This is a genomic window from Xylella taiwanensis (genome assembly GCF_013177435.1).
Taxonomy (GTDB): domain Bacteria; phylum Pseudomonadota; class Gammaproteobacteria; order Xanthomonadales; family Xanthomonadaceae; genus Xylella; species Xylella taiwanensis.
In genome coordinates this window covers 552638-569055 of the sequence record NZ_CP053627.1, presented here as the reverse complement: position 1 = coordinate 569055, position 16418 = coordinate 552638, and the positions used below count along the sequence as shown (strand labels likewise).

Below are 16418 nucleotides of genomic sequence, written 5' to 3'. Positions count from 1 at the left end.
CCCTGCTAAGACGTTCACCGAGCCGTTCCACCTTTAGTGACATCTGGCGCAGTGGCGATGGCGATGTGCCGGAAACCAAGTTGGCCCAATGCATCCTGCAAAGTCACCACAGCCTGATACGGAGTACGCGCATCAGCACGTAGCAGCACCGTCTGTTCACGGTCATCACCAGAAATGTCAGCAATGGTCCGCTTCAACGACTCGACATCGGTGCGCAATACCTCATGATCATTGATGAAGTAGTGCCCATCCGCATTGACCAGTACGCTTAACGCCTTCGATGGCACCGACTTATGCTGGTCACTGGCAGTGGGTAACTGAAGTTGTAACGTGGAACGGGCATCGAACGTTGTAGTAACCACGAAAAAAATGATCAAGACCAAAATCACATCGATCAACGGGACCAAATCGATGTGTGGGTCGTCTTCGAGACGGTGGCTGCCGATACGCATCTAGTCAATCCTTGGTGCCAGCATGGGGGTGCACCACTTCAGTGGCGTTTCTCCCTTGAATGGCAATTGGACGGCCATCGATAGTATCCAGGAGAAGCATCGCCTCTTGCTCCATCTCAATCACGTAGCCAGTAATTCGGCCCTTGAAATAGCGATGAAAAATCAGGGAAGGGATGGCAATAATCATACCTGTGGCGGTGCAGACTAATGCCTTGCCAATACCTCCGGCGAGCTGGTTCACATCACCTACGCCATAATTGAGGATGCCCAGGAACATCTGAATCATGCCGACCACCGTACCAAGCAGGCCAAGTAGCGGACCTGTAGAAGCAATCGTACCGAGCGCATTCAGAAAACGCTCCATGCGATGCACCAGATGGCGCCCTGTGTCCTCAATACGTTCACGCGTCATTTCACGTACGCCACCTTTCACATCCAAAACCGCCGCCAATAGCGCACCAAGCGGAGAATTGCGGCGCAGAGACTCAAGATGGCTTGGGTCCAATTTGCCACGCACAGCCCATTCACGGACCTCACGGCCTAATCCCGACGGCAACACCTCATTACGACGGAGCGTCCACAGCCGTTCAAGCACAATCGCCAATGCAACAACACCCAATGTCAACAGCGGCAACATCGGCCAGCCGCCAGCTTTTACCAGTTCCAGCATGTCTCGTTTCTCCGACGCTCTTTGGATACATCTTCAGTAGCGGATAGGATAACAGCGGATCGGTGGCGTTCGACCGCATCCCAGAATCGACGACGCCAGACACGACGTTCGCGTAACTGCAGGCCCTGCTGCCCAATCCAAATCCGCAATGCACCGCTGCGAGCAGTGAGCAGCACCTCTGCTGTTTCACGCCAGCGCTCCACCACCGAACAACGCGGATGGCCGAAACGGTTACCATGTCCGCTAGACACCAAAGCTAAACGCGCATTAACCGCACGGACAAACCTAACCGAGGAAGAACCCGCGCTACCATGATGCGGTACGACCACTACATCAGCACGTAAATTCTCGGGACCCTGATCCAATAAACCACGCTCGACCACTTTGCCGATGTCACCCGTCAATAAAGCACTGCCCCAACGTGTGTCGATACGCAGCACACAACTGGATTCGTTGCCCAAATACGTAGAGTGCGATGCAGGATGCAAGAAACGAAACTGCACTCCATCCCACATCCAACTGTCCCCAGCACTGCAACGGCGATCAACGTTAAGTGGCGCGCCCGGCGGAGCGTAGCTGACACCTACCGGGTAAGCCGTCAGAACCGCGGCCAAACCACCGACGTGATCACTATCAGCATGACTGGCTACCAACGCATCCAAGCGACGGATGTCACTTGCACGTAACACCGGTACCACAACGCGCTCACCCGCATCGAAGCCCTCCTTCACTGCTGGACCTGCATCGTACAACAACGTATGACCTGAAGTACGGACCACAATTGACAGTCCTTGCCCCACGTCCAGGACCTGCATCTCAAACTCCCCAGGACGTGGTCTCTCACGATCCGGCCACAATAAAGGCAACCACAGCAAGAGTGCCAGCCATTTGCCAGGAGTGCAGCGTGGTAACAACAACCAAAACGCTCCCAGTAAGGCCAAACCCAATGCAAAACCGTCAGATTCAGGCAACCACCACAATGCGAAAGAAGTCTGTGCCAAGTGTTCGAATAGCTGCCAACTCCACTCGAAACAAGTTCCACCCAAATGCCAAATTGCAGTGCCCCACCCCGGCACTAATGCCTCCAGCGCGGTACCTAACAAGGCCAGCGGTACTACTACAAAGGTCCACAACGGAATCGCAATCAAGTTAGCGAAAGGTCCAACCAACGAAACCTGACCAAATAAACCCGCGGTGAATGGCAGTAACCCAAGCGTTGCAACACCTTGTGCCAATAAGAAGCCACGCCAAGGTGCCATATTGCCGTCTTGCATACACCACAGTAACCAAGCAACACCGGCAAAACTGAGCCAGAAGCCAGCACTAAGAATGGCTAATGGATCCCCAATCAATATGACGAACAAGGCAAGCCCAAGAACATGCATCGGCATGACATGACGCCGAGTCAGGCGCGCCAGTGCGACGATGCCGATCATCAGTGCGGTTCGTACTGTCGGTAGCGAGGCTCCGGCCAGGACGGTGTAGCCAGCTGCGGCCGGCACCGTAACCAATGCCATAGCGAGTGGCCGCGGCCAACACCGCCCCAGACTTGGCAAAATCCGCCACAGCCACGACACAACCAACGCACAAGCACCAGCGACCATACCGACATGGAATCCCGAGATAGCAATCAAATGCGTTAACCCTGTACCGCGCAATACCTCCCAGTCCTGTTGGGACAAACCCCGGGTATCGCCCAACGCCAACGCACGTAGATACACCGATGCTTCCGAAAGCACCGCCTCAGCAATACGAGCAGACATACGTTCCCGCCAAGCATCGACACCCGTGGGTGCTACCACCTCACGTGCCATAGCCGGTACACGTACGTAACCGGTGGCAACAATCCTCTGGGCCAGAGCGTAACGTTCACTGTCAAAACCTCCGGGATTAACCAGACTGCGCGGTGCACGCAAACGCACATGCAGTTGCCATACAGATCCAGCATGCAACGCACTGCGTGGTCCGGGTACCACCGTCTTACCCTCGTCATACCAGGATAACTGCAATAGTCGACCACGCAAGGCAGGTTCCTGATCCTGATCGGTATCCACCCGCAACAAGAAGCGCGTGCGTCTAGTCTCCGGAATCGGCAAATCAACAATCCGACCACGCAAAACAAGATCGCGCCCTTCAAACGCAAGTGGCAATTGATGCTGCAAACCAGACTGACCATGCAAGCAACAACTAGCGAAACCAAACAACAACACACCACTCCAACTAGCACGGCGCAGGGCAACAGCGAGCATCACTCCAACAAAGAGGAAGATCCACAGAACCCATACGGGCGGTAATCGCGGCAAGGTCAGTGCAGTGAGACAACCAAGCAGCAGCGCAACGGCACTCGGCAACAACGGCGGCAACGTGAAGTAACGCAACAACATTGCCCCCCGAGCGACGCTTAACACGTAAACTCGCCATCGCCGCAACACGTGCCTGTCATCGGCTTTCATATCGTCACCGGCCTCGACAGCAGCCGATTGCCCTCGCATACCTCGCCAGCCCACGCACCGCTGCTCCGTTGTTTTGGGAAAGATCACGGATCACTTTCTTGAGATCCGGGCAGCCGTCATGCACTGGCGATGCGACCGTCGAAGGCAGCCTAGTTCACGTAGACCAAGTAACGTAGTGGATAACAGTACATACGACTGTAGGAATTTGCGTCACATCATGATCGATCCGTTCTCACGGACCCATATCATCATTCATCATGGTTGGCATATCGTGGTGGATATGGGGAACAGCACCCCACTCATCAGGAATGGAAGGAAAACAAAATACGCTTTTTCTTTCCCAAGAAACGACGCTTAATCGGCAGGACACAACAGACACTGACACACCGCATCGCAAAACACTTCATATATCCACCGATACTTTTGTCACTGGCGCATCACCGCTGTACAACGGTAACAATAATTAAAGAGAAGAACCAACGCATGCAGATATGCACACGAGGGCCCCACGCTCAGACTTCTGCCGGGGCCAATGCACGCAAGCGGCCTTGATACAACTCCAATACCCGATCCAAACGCCTTGCCAAGCCACGATCATGAGTCACCAACACCAAACTTGTCTGCTGCGCACGATTGAGTTCGAGCATCAATTCAAATACCGTGCTGGCGGTACGATTGTCGAGATTTCCAGTCGGTTCGTCGCCAAGCACACAATCAGGATGATTGGCCAGAGCCCGCGCAACCGCGGCACGCTGCCGTTCACCTCCCGATAGCTCACTTGGCTTGTGATTCAGACGGTGCCCCAATTCGACCGCTTCCAACAACGCCTGCGCACGCATCTGTGCGCCACGTACACTATGGCCAGACAACAGCACCGGCATCATCACGTTCTCCAACGCAGTGAATTCGGGCAGCAAGTGATGAAACTGGTAGACGAACCCCAATGTCTGGTTACGCAAGCGACCACGATCACCATCAGACAACGCCGACATACGTTGCCCAGCGACGTAAACTTCACCAACAGTCGGAACGTCAAGTCCACCCAGTAAATGCAGTAGCGTGCTTTTACCGACACCAGACGCGCCAACAATCGCCACCGTCTCGCCACGCATGACCTGCAAGTCAAGCCCATCGAACACTGGGGTACGCAACTTGCCCTCAGAATAGGTTTTGCCAAGGCGTTCGGCTCGAATCACAGGTCCTGTCAAAGCAAGCGTTGTGCCATGCTCATTCATAGCGCAGCGCCTCTGCTGGCTGAATCCTGGCCGCACGCCACGCCGGGTACAAGGTCGCCATGAAACTCATGGCCAGCGCGACCAGAGTAATCACCACCACATCGGGGAACTGCATGTCGGTCGGCAGACCAGTGATGTAATAAACATCTTCCGGCAGCAGAGTGATGTTAAAAGTGGATTCAATCAACTTCAGAATTCGCTCCAGATTCCAAGTAAGTACCACACCACCGATCACACCAGAGAACGTACCGATGACGCCGATCAACGAACCCTGCACCATAAACACCCGCATCACTCCAACTGGCGACAAACCCAAGGTACGCAGGATGGCGATATCGGCTTGCTTATCAGTCACCAGCATTACCTGCGAGGAAACCAAGTTGAAGGCACCCATCGCGATGATCAGCGACAACAAGATACCCATCACCGTTTTTTCCATCTTCAATGAACTGTAGAGATTGGCATTCTCGCGAGTCCAGTCGCTCACCAAATATGGTCCATCTAGGTGGACCGCCAAGTCGCGTGCTACGTTCCAAGCATGATCCATGTCGTGCAATTTCAGACGCACACCGGTTACACCGTCCATCCGCATGACCTTCTGCATATCCTCCATGTTGACCACAGCTAAGCCACGGTCGATTTCGTTGTAGCCAACTTCAAACAGGCCACTGACGGTAAAGCGCTTCATCCGCGGCATCGTCCCAACTGGAGTGGTCTGAGTTTGACTGAGGAGCACTATCACGCTGTCACCAACATCTACCCCTAACCACAACGCTAACTCCTTACCAAGGAGAATGTTGTACTCCCCTGGCTTGAGACTATCGATCGAACCAACCTTCAATTTTTGCGCCAACACCGAAACCTTAACCTCCTGGTCGGGCACGATGCCACGCACCGCCGCCGGCTGCTGACGCTGCCCCTGGAGCAACGCTTCACTCTCGATGTACGGCGCAGCACCAGCCACGCGCGGATCAGCCATCGCCACCGTGACCGCATGCTGCCAATCATGCATCGGCGCTCCCTGCGCACTGACCGTTGCATGCGCAGCCATTTGGAGCAGTCGGTCGCGAATTTCCTTTTGGAAGCCGCTCATCACTGCCAAGGTAGTAATCAGGACAGTGACACCCAGGGCAATACCCAGGATCGAAGCCATCGAGATAAACGAGATGAAACCATTGCGCCGCTTGGCACGCAAATAACGGAGACCGATCGCAACGGAAAGTGGGTTGAACATTGGAACCCAAGTGATAAAAAACGGCTATGGTGCCATCGACGGTATCTGGGACGGAAGTTGACGAGCACGCATGACCAACCGCAACTCACGCCGCATCGCCGCCGGCAATATATCCGGCCAGAACAAGAGGCGCATACGGCGGCTGTCCGGGACACACCAGGATACAGTCACCAAAGGGCCGTACCAGGAGACGCGCAAATCTACAACCAACATCCCGTCTACCAGGGCTGGTACATTACCATCAGGGATCAGCAAGGCACAGCAAGGTTGACAAGCAACACAACGCAATTCCCAAGCACCACCGCATGCAACTAAGAAGATACCGATCCAACGCAACGTAGTACCTACGTCACACCGTACCAACGCAATGCAAGCCAGCAGCGTCAAAGCAAACAGCGCAACCAACAGCCAGCGAGACGGCGACCACTCAAGCAGGCAAGGCCCGCATGGTAATGATGAGAGCGGCAAACGACGCATCCAGACAAACCTCGTACCCCATAAACCAGCGCCACAATTTATCGTCCTCACAATCTAAAAACCGTAGGAAAACACCACGCTCAGTCTCAGGGGCTTGTGGCCAGCGATGTGCAAGATAGCGGCCGAACATGTGATCCAATTCACGCATACCACGCCGGCTACGCCAGCGCAGTTTGTTCAATTCAGCCACTTCATCCATCTCCGGTTCCTCCGCAGTGGCGTACCGACACCCGCAATAGCGAAACCGCCAGAGGCTTCAACCCAAGGCCAACAACACTCCCGTTTCGCGGCCACTACATCCTATTCGCATTCCTTCGATTCAGGCGCGACGGACCATCATCAGTTTTTTGATCTCGGCAATCGCCTGCGCAGGATTTAATCCCTTCGGACAGGTTCGCGTACAATTCATGATGGTATGGCAGCGATACAGCTTGAACGGATCTTCGAGATCATCCAAACGCGTGCCAGTATCCTCATCACGTGAATCGATGATCCAGCGGTAAGCTTGCAACAAAATCGCCGGGCCCAAATAGCGCTCACCGTTCCACCAGTAGCTCGGACAACTCGTCGAGCAGCAGGCGCATAAAATACACTCATACAGACCATTAAGCTTTTTACGATCCTTCGGCGACTGCAACCGCTCACGATCAGGCGGTGGCGGGGTCTGAGTACGGATCCAGGGCTTAATTGAAGCGTACTGCGCATAAAAGTGAGTCAAGTCCGGGATCAAATCCTTGATCACGTTCATGTGAGGCAACGGATAGATTGGAATCTCAGATTTGGTGCATGCGCCGATAGCCTTTGTGCAAGCTAACGTGTTGGTCCCATCAATGTTCATCGCACATGAGCCGCAGATACCTTCACGGCAAGAACGACGGAACGTCAGGGTTGGGTCGATCTCATTTTTGATCTTGATCAAAGCGTCCAAAACCATCGGGCCGCATGTATCCAGATCGATCTCGTAGGTATCGGTACGCGGATTCACACCATCATCCGGATTCCAGCGATAGATCCTAAAGTTGCGGACATTTTTGGTACCGGTTTTGGCCGGGAAATGCATACCCTTGCCGATCTTTGAATTCTTAGGGAGAGTGAACTCTGCCATGGCATTGGTATCCGGCTAGATCAGTAGACGCGAGGCTTGGGCGGCACCACATCCACGTCTTTGCTGAGCGTGTACATGTGCACCGGACGGTAGTCGAAACTGCATGCACCCTTTTCGTCAACACTGACCAGCGTGTGTTTCTGCCAGTTCTCATCATCACGATCTGGATAATCTTCGTGAGCATGAGCACCACGGCTTTCCTTGCGCTGTTCAGCGGAGTTAATCGTCGCCACTGCGTTTAACAACAGATTGTGCAGCTCGTAGGTCTCGATCAGATCAGAATTCCAAACGAGGGAACGATCGGAAACCTTGACGTCCTCGAACAAGGCAAAGATCTCATTCATACTCTCGCACCCCTCTTTCAACGTCTTGCTCGTGCGAAACACAGCCGCATCAGACTGCATGGTACGTTGCATCCTGTCACGAATCACCGCTGTCGGCGTGGAACCGTCAGCATGACGAAGTTTATCAAGCAACCCTAGTGCCTTGTCGCACACATCGGACGGCAATACCTTATGGGGCTGACTCGGTTTGATTGTCTCGGCACAGCGGTTGGCCACCGCACGACCAAACACCACAAGGTCGAGCAGCGAATTCGAGCCCAAACGGTTAGCACCGTGCACCGACACACAAGCAGCTTCGCCAACCGCGTATAGGCCCGGCACCACTGCATCTGGATCAGTTCCAACCTTACGCACCACTTCGCCATGGTAATTGGTTGGAATACCACCCATGTTGTAGTGGACGGTTGGCAGCACCGGAATCGGCTGATTGGTCACATCCACGTCAGCAAAGATACGTGCACTCTCAGCAATGCCAGGCAATTTCTCGTGAATCACGTCCGGACCCAAATGAGTCAGATCAAGCAGGATATGGTCTTTGCGCTCGCCAACGCCGCGACCCTCTCGGATCTCGATGGTCATCGAGCGACTCACCACATCGCGAGAAGCCAGATCCTTGTAATGTGGTGCATAGCGCTCCATGAAGCGCTCCCCATTGGAGTTACGCAAGATACCACCCTCGCCACGTACTCCTTCAGTGATTAGGCAGCCAGCCCCATAGATTCCTGTGGGATGGAACTGCACAAACTCCATATCCTGCATCGGTAAACCAGCGCGCATCACCAAGCCACCACCGTCACCAGTACAGGTATGAGCGGAGGTCGCGCTGAAGTACGTGCGGCCGTAGCCTCCGGTGGCCAGTACCACTCCCTGGGCACGAAACAAGTGCAAGGAACCCTCAGCTATGTCCAATGCCAACACACCGCAACACACACCCTCGTTGTCAAAGATCAGATCAAGTGCGAAATACTCAATCATGAAGCGCGCATCGTGCGCCAACGCTTGCTGGTACAAGGTATGTAACATGGCATGGCCAGTTCGGTCAGCTGCAGCGCAGGTACGCTGTGCCGGCGGTCCCTCACCGTAACGTGTGGTCATACCACCAAATGGCCGCTGGTAAATCTTGCCATCTTCAGTACGCGAGAACGGGACACCATAGTGTTCCAGTTCGATAATCGCCGGGATCGCCTCACGGCACATGTACTCAATCGCATCCTGATCACCCAGCCAGTCTGAGCCCTTGATAGTGTCATAAAAATGGTAACGCCAGTCATCTTCTCCCATGTTGCCAAGCGCAGCGGAGATACCACCTTGCGCAGCGACGGTATGCGAACGAGTCGGGAATACTTTTGTCAGGCAGACAGTCTGTAAGCCTTTCTGAGCCAAACCGAACGTGGCACGTAGGCCGGCGCCGCCAGCACCAACGACAACCATGTCATATTTGTGTTCGGTGATTTTGTAATAGGACATCAAATTATCAGTTCCCGAGCGCGATACGAACTACTGCAAAAACGCTGACGACAGTACCAAGCAAAGCGATGAACTTCACCATCGTCTGGAGTACCAAAGCCAGAAACGAATTGTGGATGTAGTCCTCAAGTACCACCTGCACACCGAGCTGCGCATGCCAAAATGCAGCAATCATGAAGCCAATGAGCAATACTGCATTCCAAGGTTTGGCCACGGCTGCCGTAGCTGTCAGATAGTCGACGCCGAGCAAACTGAGCAAAAACGATAAAAACCATACTGCCAGCAATACCAATGCAGTCGCAGTGAGACGCTGCAACACAAAATGCCCCGTCCCTGCCTTAGCAGCACCTAGACCACGCACATTTTTGAGTGGTGTACGGTAACGACTCATACAACACCCCGACTAGAAATCACATAGGCCCAGACTCCAGCGGTTATTACTATGCTACCGAGTACCGAAGCCCAACTTGAACGAACAAAGTTGCTGACGCTAAAACCGTAGCCAAAGTCCTGAACAATATGCCGAATACCATTGCACAAGTGGTAACTGAAGCACCAAGTCCACAACAACAGGAAAAATTGGCCGTACCAAAGATCGAGGCAACTGCGGAAGCAATCCCAGGCTCCCGAGCCAAACATCAGCGCCAACAAACCTGCAGCGATGACGAGAACTCCCAGGGAAAGGAAGACACCGGTAGCACGATGCAGAATCGACGTTACCATTTGCACCTGCCAGCGGTAAATCTGCAGATGAGGTGAAAGAGGACGTTCTCGGGTGACCATGGTAGAACTCATTATCCCGGCTGGGCAGCACATTGGCCGCGTTGACTGAAACTGCAATCAGAAATCAATACAGCGCCCGTTTTTTTCCCAATCCCCATAACGAACAGGATCCAATCCGCCACGCCCACCAATCTCTTCTAAATCATATGTTTGCTGCATATCGACAACCTCACTTAGCCCTGAGTCCAAGGGAACGTGATACACAGAGGACACACATTTCTTGTCAATAAGGTTTTGCAACTCGGAATACCTACCTGACATCAAAAAATCACACAGCCACACAACACACTGAAGCTTTTTGTATTCTGAATCCTGCTAACGCATCAATTCAGAATCAACTCGTCCTGGTTAATGCCATTGAAAACGTCGATTATAGCTCGTTGTCTTGGATATAAACGGGATGTATATAAATTATATTAACGAATTACATGGTAAGTGACTAATGAACCCACAAGGTTGTTTGGTCTATACCTATAATGGTCTGGAAACCACGTGTAATTTTATTCCTCTCCTCCAGTGACTGGCAACCTTCAAAGCAACGGACAGGTACTCCTTCCCCTCTCCTCGTATGAAATTCTGCGCATTTCAGGCTCCGATACACTGAGTTTCGCCCACGCCCAATTCAGCAGCGATGTACGAGGCCTAGTGATCGGCAAGTGGCACTGGAGTGCCTGGCTGACTCCGAAGGGACGTGTCACTGCGCTGTTCGCCCTATATCGCCCTACTGAGGACAAAGTACTGTTGATCCTACCCGACGGGGAAGCGGCGATGATGGCCACACAACTGCAGCGCTATATCCTGCGTCGTAAGGTACAGATCGCTGTGGAGCGGGATCTCATTGCAACCGGCACTTACGACACACCGGTACAAGCCACAGGCACACAAGCAGCACAACTCAACGAAATAACAGAGCTGGATGTTAGCGGAATCACACTACCAAGACGACTGCTACTGGTACCAGCTGCCGCCGTGTCGCGACCGGCACCTGCGTTCGAGGCGCAGTGGCGCACGACAGATTTACAACTGGGGCTGCCCCGCCTGGACGCAAACCAGCGCGCGCAATGGACACCACAACAGATCGGTCTAGACCGACTGAACGCCTACAGTGTACGCAAAGGTTGCTATCCCGGGCAGGAGATCGTTGCGCGTACTCACTTCCTAGGCAAGGCGAAACGCCGGGCTCAGCTACTTAGCATCACTACTCCTGTGCAGCCAGGCGAGACGGTCAAAAGCGCAGGGGTCGATATCGGCCAGGTGGCCAGCGTTGCCGAAGGCTTAGCGCTCGCAGTACTTCCAATAGACGCAGAATACGACGAACTCAAACTGGCCGGAACAGTGGCACAACGCGTCCCTTTCATCAATGGGCTTGCACGCTGAGACGGGTAAGCCCATTGATAGCACGTCTGTCCAGGAGTTCGCAGCAAACTGCATTTACCCTTGCCACGAATGTAACAATGGGGGATTTAAAGAACACATGCACAAAAACAGTAACACGGCGCATAACGTCACCTCTCAGATCCTTGATGTTCAGTGACCGGTCAAGCATTCACCCGAAATTGCGTTAAACACATGTAACCGATCCGGCTGCACCGCCAACGGCAACGACTCACCAATGCCCGGCAATTCTTGTGGTGGCACGCGCAAGGTGAGTGTCAACGCGGCATAGCGCAGATGCAAAAAAACCTCATTGCCGACTGGCTCCAACGCTTCAATCGTGGCTTCCAATGCCACTGGTTCACCAAGCCGCGCCGGCTGTATGTGCTCTGGACGCACACCCAGTACCACATCGTGCCCGAACCAAGCCAACTTCGGAGTCGCACCAGCAAGCATGACACGCTCACCGGATACCAAATGCAGTTCCACGCCACCTCCAGTTGCCTCCAGTCGGCCGGGCAGCATGTTCATTGCTGGATTGCCAAGAAAACCAGCAACAAAAAGGTTGGCTGGGTAGTCGTAAAGCGCCATCGGGGTATCGATTTGCTGGATCAATCCATCTTTGAGCAGCACGATGCGCTGACCGAGGGTCATCGCCTCAACTTGATCGTGAGTAACATAGATCATAGTCGTGCCAAGCTTGCGATGCAGACGTGCGATATCGGAACGTACGCTGTTGCGCAATTTTGCGTCTAAATTAGATAACGGTTCATCAAGTAAGAACACTGCCGGTTCACGCACCATCGCCCGACCCAACGCAACACGCTGGCGCTGACCACCAGACATCGCCTTAGGCAAGGTGTCCAGCAGCGAATTCAAACCGAGCATGTCGGCCACATTCTTGATCCGCTCAGCGATCACCTGATTGGAATAACCACGCAGCTTCAGCCCGAACGCCAAGTTCTCAGCAGCCGTCATATGGGGATACAAGGCGTAGCTCTGAAACACCATTGCAACATTGCGATCCTTGGGTGGCATGTTATTGACCACCCGCTCGCCAATACGCAACGTGCCACTGCTGATATCTTCCAGCCCGGCGATCATGCGCAACAAAGTCGACTTACCACATCCTGACGGCCCAACCAACACCATCAGTTCGCCGTCGGCAACTTCAAAACTGACTCCAGGCACCACCACCTGGCCGTTGTCGTACACCTTGCGAATTGCTTCCAACTGCACTTTGGCCATGCATCAGTCCCAACGGAATAAACATCGCTGCCCCGGCCCCCCCGAAAGCAATCGGATCCGCACGGCCCTAGCCGTATCTGAAGATTCTGACATGACATTGACATCATTTTCACATAACAACACAGAGTCACTTGCGCACACCACCTGCACCATCCGGAACCAAAGCAAGTTCCGTGATGTCACCTCAATCCCATCCTAGCTTTAACTGCAACAATCCAGCGATAACACATACACCACGAAGCGCAATGGTTTCACAACACATCACCACATGCTCCCCATGCGAACAAAGACAACCGCACACCACAGTTAAAATTCAATTAAATAATATTGACAACAATATCATCAGAATCTGAAACTCGGCCCATGCACAACACCCTCTTATTGTTCGGTGCCACTGGTGACCTCGCGCAGCGCTATCTCTTCCCCTCCTTGCTGCACCTGTTCATCGACGGCTTGTTGCCAAAAGACTTCCGCATTCGTGCCCTTGCCTTGTCACCCCATAACACCGAACAATTCCACGAGATCATGCGCCGGCGCCTGGAGCAGGCACTGCCAATCGCCAACGCCAAACAGATCCAGGCCCTACTACAGCGTGTCGACTACCTTTCTGTCGACTTAAACGACCCCATGTCGGTCGCCGAAGCAGTCCGGAATTTGACGGTACACCCTTGCATTAGCTACTTGGCAATACCCCCAAGCCTGTACATCAGCACCGCCCTGGGGTTAGCCCAGGGTGGTGCACTGAAGACACCCCACCGATTGATGCTGGAAAAACCGATCGGCCGCGACTCAGCAAACGCACGCGAAATCCTCAACACCATCGGCACCCTGATCGACGAAGATCGCATCTTCCGCGTAGATCACTATCTAGGCAAAGCAGCCGTACAGAACCTAGTCGCACTGCGCTTCGGAAACACCCTGCTGGAAGCGGTATGGAACCGAAACCACATCGAGTCGGTACAGATTCTCGTCGCCGAAACCGAAGGCGTAGATGGCCGCAATGCTTACTACGCACGTGCTGGCGCACTACGTGACATGATGCAAAGCCACATCTTGCAACTGCTGTGCCTAGTCGCCATGGAACCCCCGGCATCTCTGGAAGCTGACCGCATCCGCGACGAAAAAGTCAAAGTGCTGCGCGCACTACGCCCGATGAACGCACAAAATGCCTTGATGGACAGTGTGCGCGGACGCTACAGCGCGGGTGCCATCAACGGCCAGCCGGTACCCGCCTATCAACCACAGGAAGACAGCAATGTGGAGACCTTTGTCGGCGTCACTGCATACATCGATAACTGGCGCTGGGCGGGTGTGCCATTCCACCTGTGCACCGGTAAACGCTTGGCCGAGCGCTCAACCCAGATCGTCGTCACTCTCAAACCCGTCACGCACTGGCTGTTCGAACGTCCAAACCGTACCAATGCAGTGCCGAACCGGCTGTGCTTCAAACTACAGCCACAAGAGAATATCGAGCTGAATCTGATGAGCAGCTTAGCCGGCTCCGAATGGGGAACACTGGAACTGCAACCGCTGGAGCTGGAGCTATCCGTGCCAACCGGACAACATCGCCGCATTGCCTATGAGCGTCTGTTCCTCGACGCATTCAACGGCAACCCGGCGCTGTTTGTACGCAACGACGAAGTCGAAGCCGCCTGGGCTTGGATCGACAGCATCAGCAATGCCTGGGAGCTGTCAGGCTTGGCACTGCAACCCTACCCCGCCGGTAGCTGGGGCCCATCCCAAGCTCGCCAATTTCTGCCGCCATTGGAGATCAATGGCCATGGAAACAACGCATGAACGTGCCGACGGCTCCCATGCTGGTAGCCGACATCGGAGGCACCAACGCCCGCTTTGCACTGGCTAACCCCACTCTTATTTCAGCACCACTGCTGGAAGACACCTTGCGCGAGTTTGCCGTCATCAAATTCCCCTCACTGGGCGAAGCTGCGCAGTACTATCTAAATCAAATCGGCATACATACCACCAAGGGCGTATTCGCTATCGCCGGACGTGTAGACGGCGATGAAGCACGTATTACCAATCATCCCTGGGTCATCACGCGCACGCGCACTGCAGCGATGCTCGGCTTCGACACCTTGCACCTGATCAACGATTTTGTCGCCCAAGCGATGGCAACCAGCTTGTTACGCCCTCAAGATGTCATCCAGATCGGCAGTGCAAAATGGGAACAGGTCCCGCTATCAGCGGCACCGCGCAACTATGGCGTCATCGGCCCCGGCACCGGACTGGGCGTAGGCGGGCTCGTGATTCGCAGTGGCCGCTGTTATCCGCTGGAAACCGAAGGCGGTCATGTCAGCTTCCCGCCAGGCACCCCAGAAGAAATCCGGATCCTGGAGATCCTGTCACAGCAATTCGGGCGCGTCTCCAACGAACGCCTGATCTCTGGCCCAGGACTGGTCAACATTCACCGCGCACTCAGTGAAATCGCCGGAACCGACCCAGGCCCCCTACGTCCTCAAGACATCACCATGCGCGCTGCTAACGGCGACATGCGCGCCACACGCACCATCGACCTGTTCTGCAGTATCTTCGGCGCGATCGCTGGTGACATGGTGCTCATGCAAGGTGCTTGGGATGGTGTATTTCTGACAGGCGGCCTAGTTCCCAAACTACTGAACTCAATACAGCATTCCGGTTTCCGCCAGAGATTTGAAAATAAGGGTCGATTTTCGGCCATCATGGCCCGTATCCCCGCGTTGGCAGTGATCCACCCACGCGCTGGCTTGCTCGGCGCAGCCGCCTACGCACTGAACACCGAGTGCACCCAGCAGGAAATCAAGGCATGACCCCTCCAAACGACGAACGCATCACCCTGATGAGCTACGACGATCCGCTGGAGTGGACTCAGGCTGTCACCAGAGAATTGGAGAGCATCCTCCTGCAGGAGACCGCCCAGCGTGGCCGCGCCTGCCTGCTGCTCTCTGGTGGCACCACACCGGCACCGGTCTACGAGGCACTCGCCACACGGTCCTTGAACTGGTCCAAGATCGACATCGGCCTAGTAGACGAGCGCTGGCTATCACCGCAAGACAAAGACAGTAACGCTTGGCTAGTACGACACACTCTTTTAGAACACGCTGAACACGCCACATTCCTGCCACTGATACGACCAGGCAAAACATTGAACCAATGCGTGCATGACGCCAACCTTCAGATCACCAATGCACCCCCACCCTGCGCTGCATTGCTAGGCATGGGCAACGACGGTCACACCGCCTCACTGTTTCCAGGTTCGCGGGATCTCCCCAAAGCCATCAACACATCCCAACCCTATGCAGCGCTTGATGCAACCGGCTGCCCCGGTGCGAACGCCTGGCCGCTGCGTATCACCCTCACTCCAGCCGGACTCGGCAAAATTCCACACCGTTTCCTACTGCTGCGCGGCAAACAAAAACTTAAGGTTCTGGAGACAGCACTCTCCTGCAAAGATCCACTGGACTATCCAATAAGAGCCGTGATCGATCTTCCGGATGTGCATCTACGCGTGCACTGGTGTGCTTAACCAAGCTGTCACAAGACGCGATACGTCCATTGCAAACAATCCAATCCCTTACA

At 54.3% G+C, this 16418-nt stretch carries 17 protein-coding genes; 4 read left to right on the top strand and 13 right to left on the bottom strand.

Features of this window, described 5'->3' with window-relative positions:
• Positions 1–14: 14 nt before the first annotated feature.
• From PLS229_RS02305 to PLS229_RS12535, 12 genes are all read right to left on the bottom strand, one after another.
• A complete protein-coding gene (locus PLS229_RS02305) occupies positions 15–452 on the bottom strand; it encodes an ExbD/TolR family protein (RefSeq protein ID WP_038272037.1) in 438 nt (145 codons plus the stop codon).
• 4 nt (positions 453–456) lie between these two features.
• On the bottom strand, positions 457–1122 hold the full coding sequence (locus tag PLS229_RS02300; protein WP_038272035.1) for a MotA/TolQ/ExbB proton channel family protein: 666 nt from the start codon (positions 1120–1122) through the stop codon (positions 457–459).
• Positions 1107–3614 (bottom strand): DNA internalization-related competence protein ComEC/Rec2, encoded by a 2508-nt coding sequence (locus PLS229_RS02295; protein WP_038272032.1) that lies wholly within the window; start codon positions 3612–3614, stop codon positions 1107–1109. Before PLS229_RS02295 ends, PLS229_RS02300 begins: the two co-directional genes overlap by 16 nt.
• 473 nt (positions 3615–4087) lie before the next feature.
• On the bottom strand, positions 4088–4810 hold the full coding sequence (gene lolD, locus PLS229_RS02290; RefSeq protein WP_038272030.1) for a lipoprotein-releasing ABC transporter ATP-binding protein LolD: 723 nt from the start codon (positions 4808–4810) through the stop codon (positions 4088–4090).
• Positions 4803–6044, bottom strand: coding sequence for a lipoprotein-releasing ABC transporter permease subunit (locus PLS229_RS02285; protein ID WP_038272028.1), 1242 nt, complete (start codon positions 6042–6044; stop codon positions 4803–4805). Before PLS229_RS02285 ends, lolD begins: the two co-directional genes overlap by 8 nt.
• Before the next feature lie 24 nt (positions 6045–6068).
• On the bottom strand, positions 6069–6521 hold the full coding sequence (locus tag PLS229_RS02280; RefSeq protein ID WP_230428497.1) for a hypothetical protein: 453 nt from the start codon (positions 6519–6521) through the stop codon (positions 6069–6071).
• Positions 6472–6720, bottom strand: a complete 249-nt coding sequence (locus PLS229_RS02275; RefSeq protein WP_038272025.1) for an FAD assembly factor SdhE — start codon at positions 6718–6720, stop codon at positions 6472–6474. Before PLS229_RS02275 ends, PLS229_RS02280 begins: the two co-directional genes overlap by 50 nt.
• A gap of 120 nt (positions 6721–6840) precedes the next feature.
• On the bottom strand, positions 6841–7626 hold the full coding sequence (locus PLS229_RS02270; protein ID WP_038272024.1) for a succinate dehydrogenase iron-sulfur subunit: 786 nt from the start codon (positions 7624–7626) through the stop codon (positions 6841–6843).
• A 20-nt stretch (positions 7627–7646) separates the two neighbouring features.
• A complete protein-coding gene (gene sdhA, locus PLS229_RS02265) occupies positions 7647–9437 on the bottom strand; it encodes a succinate dehydrogenase flavoprotein subunit (protein ID WP_038272023.1) in 1791 nt (596 codons plus the stop codon).
• Positions 9438–9444: 7 nt separating this feature from the next.
• Positions 9445–9828 (bottom strand): succinate dehydrogenase, hydrophobic membrane anchor protein, encoded by a 384-nt coding sequence (sdhD, locus tag PLS229_RS02260; protein WP_038272022.1) that lies wholly within the window; start codon positions 9826–9828, stop codon positions 9445–9447.
• Positions 9825–10220: a succinate dehydrogenase, cytochrome b556 subunit gene (gene sdhC, locus PLS229_RS02255; RefSeq protein ID WP_081755467.1), complete on the bottom strand. Its 396-nt coding sequence runs from the start codon at positions 10218–10220 to the stop codon at positions 9825–9827. The genes sdhD and sdhC overlap by 4 nt, the downstream gene beginning before the upstream one ends.
• 57 nt (positions 10221–10277) lie before the next feature.
• Complete coding sequence (locus PLS229_RS12535) at positions 10278–10484, bottom strand: DUF1674 domain-containing protein (protein ID WP_114867206.1); 207 nt, start codon at positions 10482–10484, stop codon at positions 10278–10280.
• 309 nt (positions 10485–10793) lie between these two features.
• On the opposite strand from PLS229_RS12535, the gene ygfZ reads away from it, so the two are divergent.
• Positions 10794–11597, top strand: a complete 804-nt coding sequence (gene ygfZ, locus PLS229_RS02245) for a CAF17-like 4Fe-4S cluster assembly/insertion protein YgfZ (protein WP_038272077.1) — start codon at positions 10794–10796, stop codon at positions 11595–11597.
• 150 nt (positions 11598–11747) lie between these two features.
• Here the strand turns inward: ygfZ and PLS229_RS02240 are convergent, their stop codons facing one another.
• Positions 11748–12842 (bottom strand): ABC transporter ATP-binding protein, encoded by a 1095-nt coding sequence (locus PLS229_RS02240; RefSeq protein ID WP_038272021.1) that lies wholly within the window; start codon positions 12840–12842, stop codon positions 11748–11750.
• 363 nt (positions 12843–13205) lie between these two features.
• Between PLS229_RS02240 and zwf the strand changes: the two genes are divergently transcribed.
• Genes zwf through pgl form a run of 3 tightly spaced genes read left to right on the top strand, consistent with a single transcriptional unit; the run spans position 13206 to position 16365 of the window.
• Positions 13206–14639 (top strand): glucose-6-phosphate dehydrogenase, encoded by a 1434-nt coding sequence (gene zwf, locus PLS229_RS02235; RefSeq protein ID WP_038272020.1) that lies wholly within the window; start codon positions 13206–13208, stop codon positions 14637–14639.
• Positions 14636–15649 (top strand): glucokinase, encoded by a 1014-nt coding sequence (glk, locus tag PLS229_RS02230; RefSeq protein WP_038272019.1) that lies wholly within the window; start codon positions 14636–14638, stop codon positions 15647–15649. The genes zwf and glk overlap by 4 nt, the downstream gene beginning before the upstream one ends.
• Positions 15646–16365, top strand: a complete 720-nt coding sequence (gene pgl / locus PLS229_RS02225; protein ID WP_038272018.1) for a 6-phosphogluconolactonase — start codon at positions 15646–15648, stop codon at positions 16363–16365. The genes glk and pgl overlap by 4 nt, the downstream gene beginning before the upstream one ends.
• Positions 16366–16418: the final 53 nt, after the last annotated feature.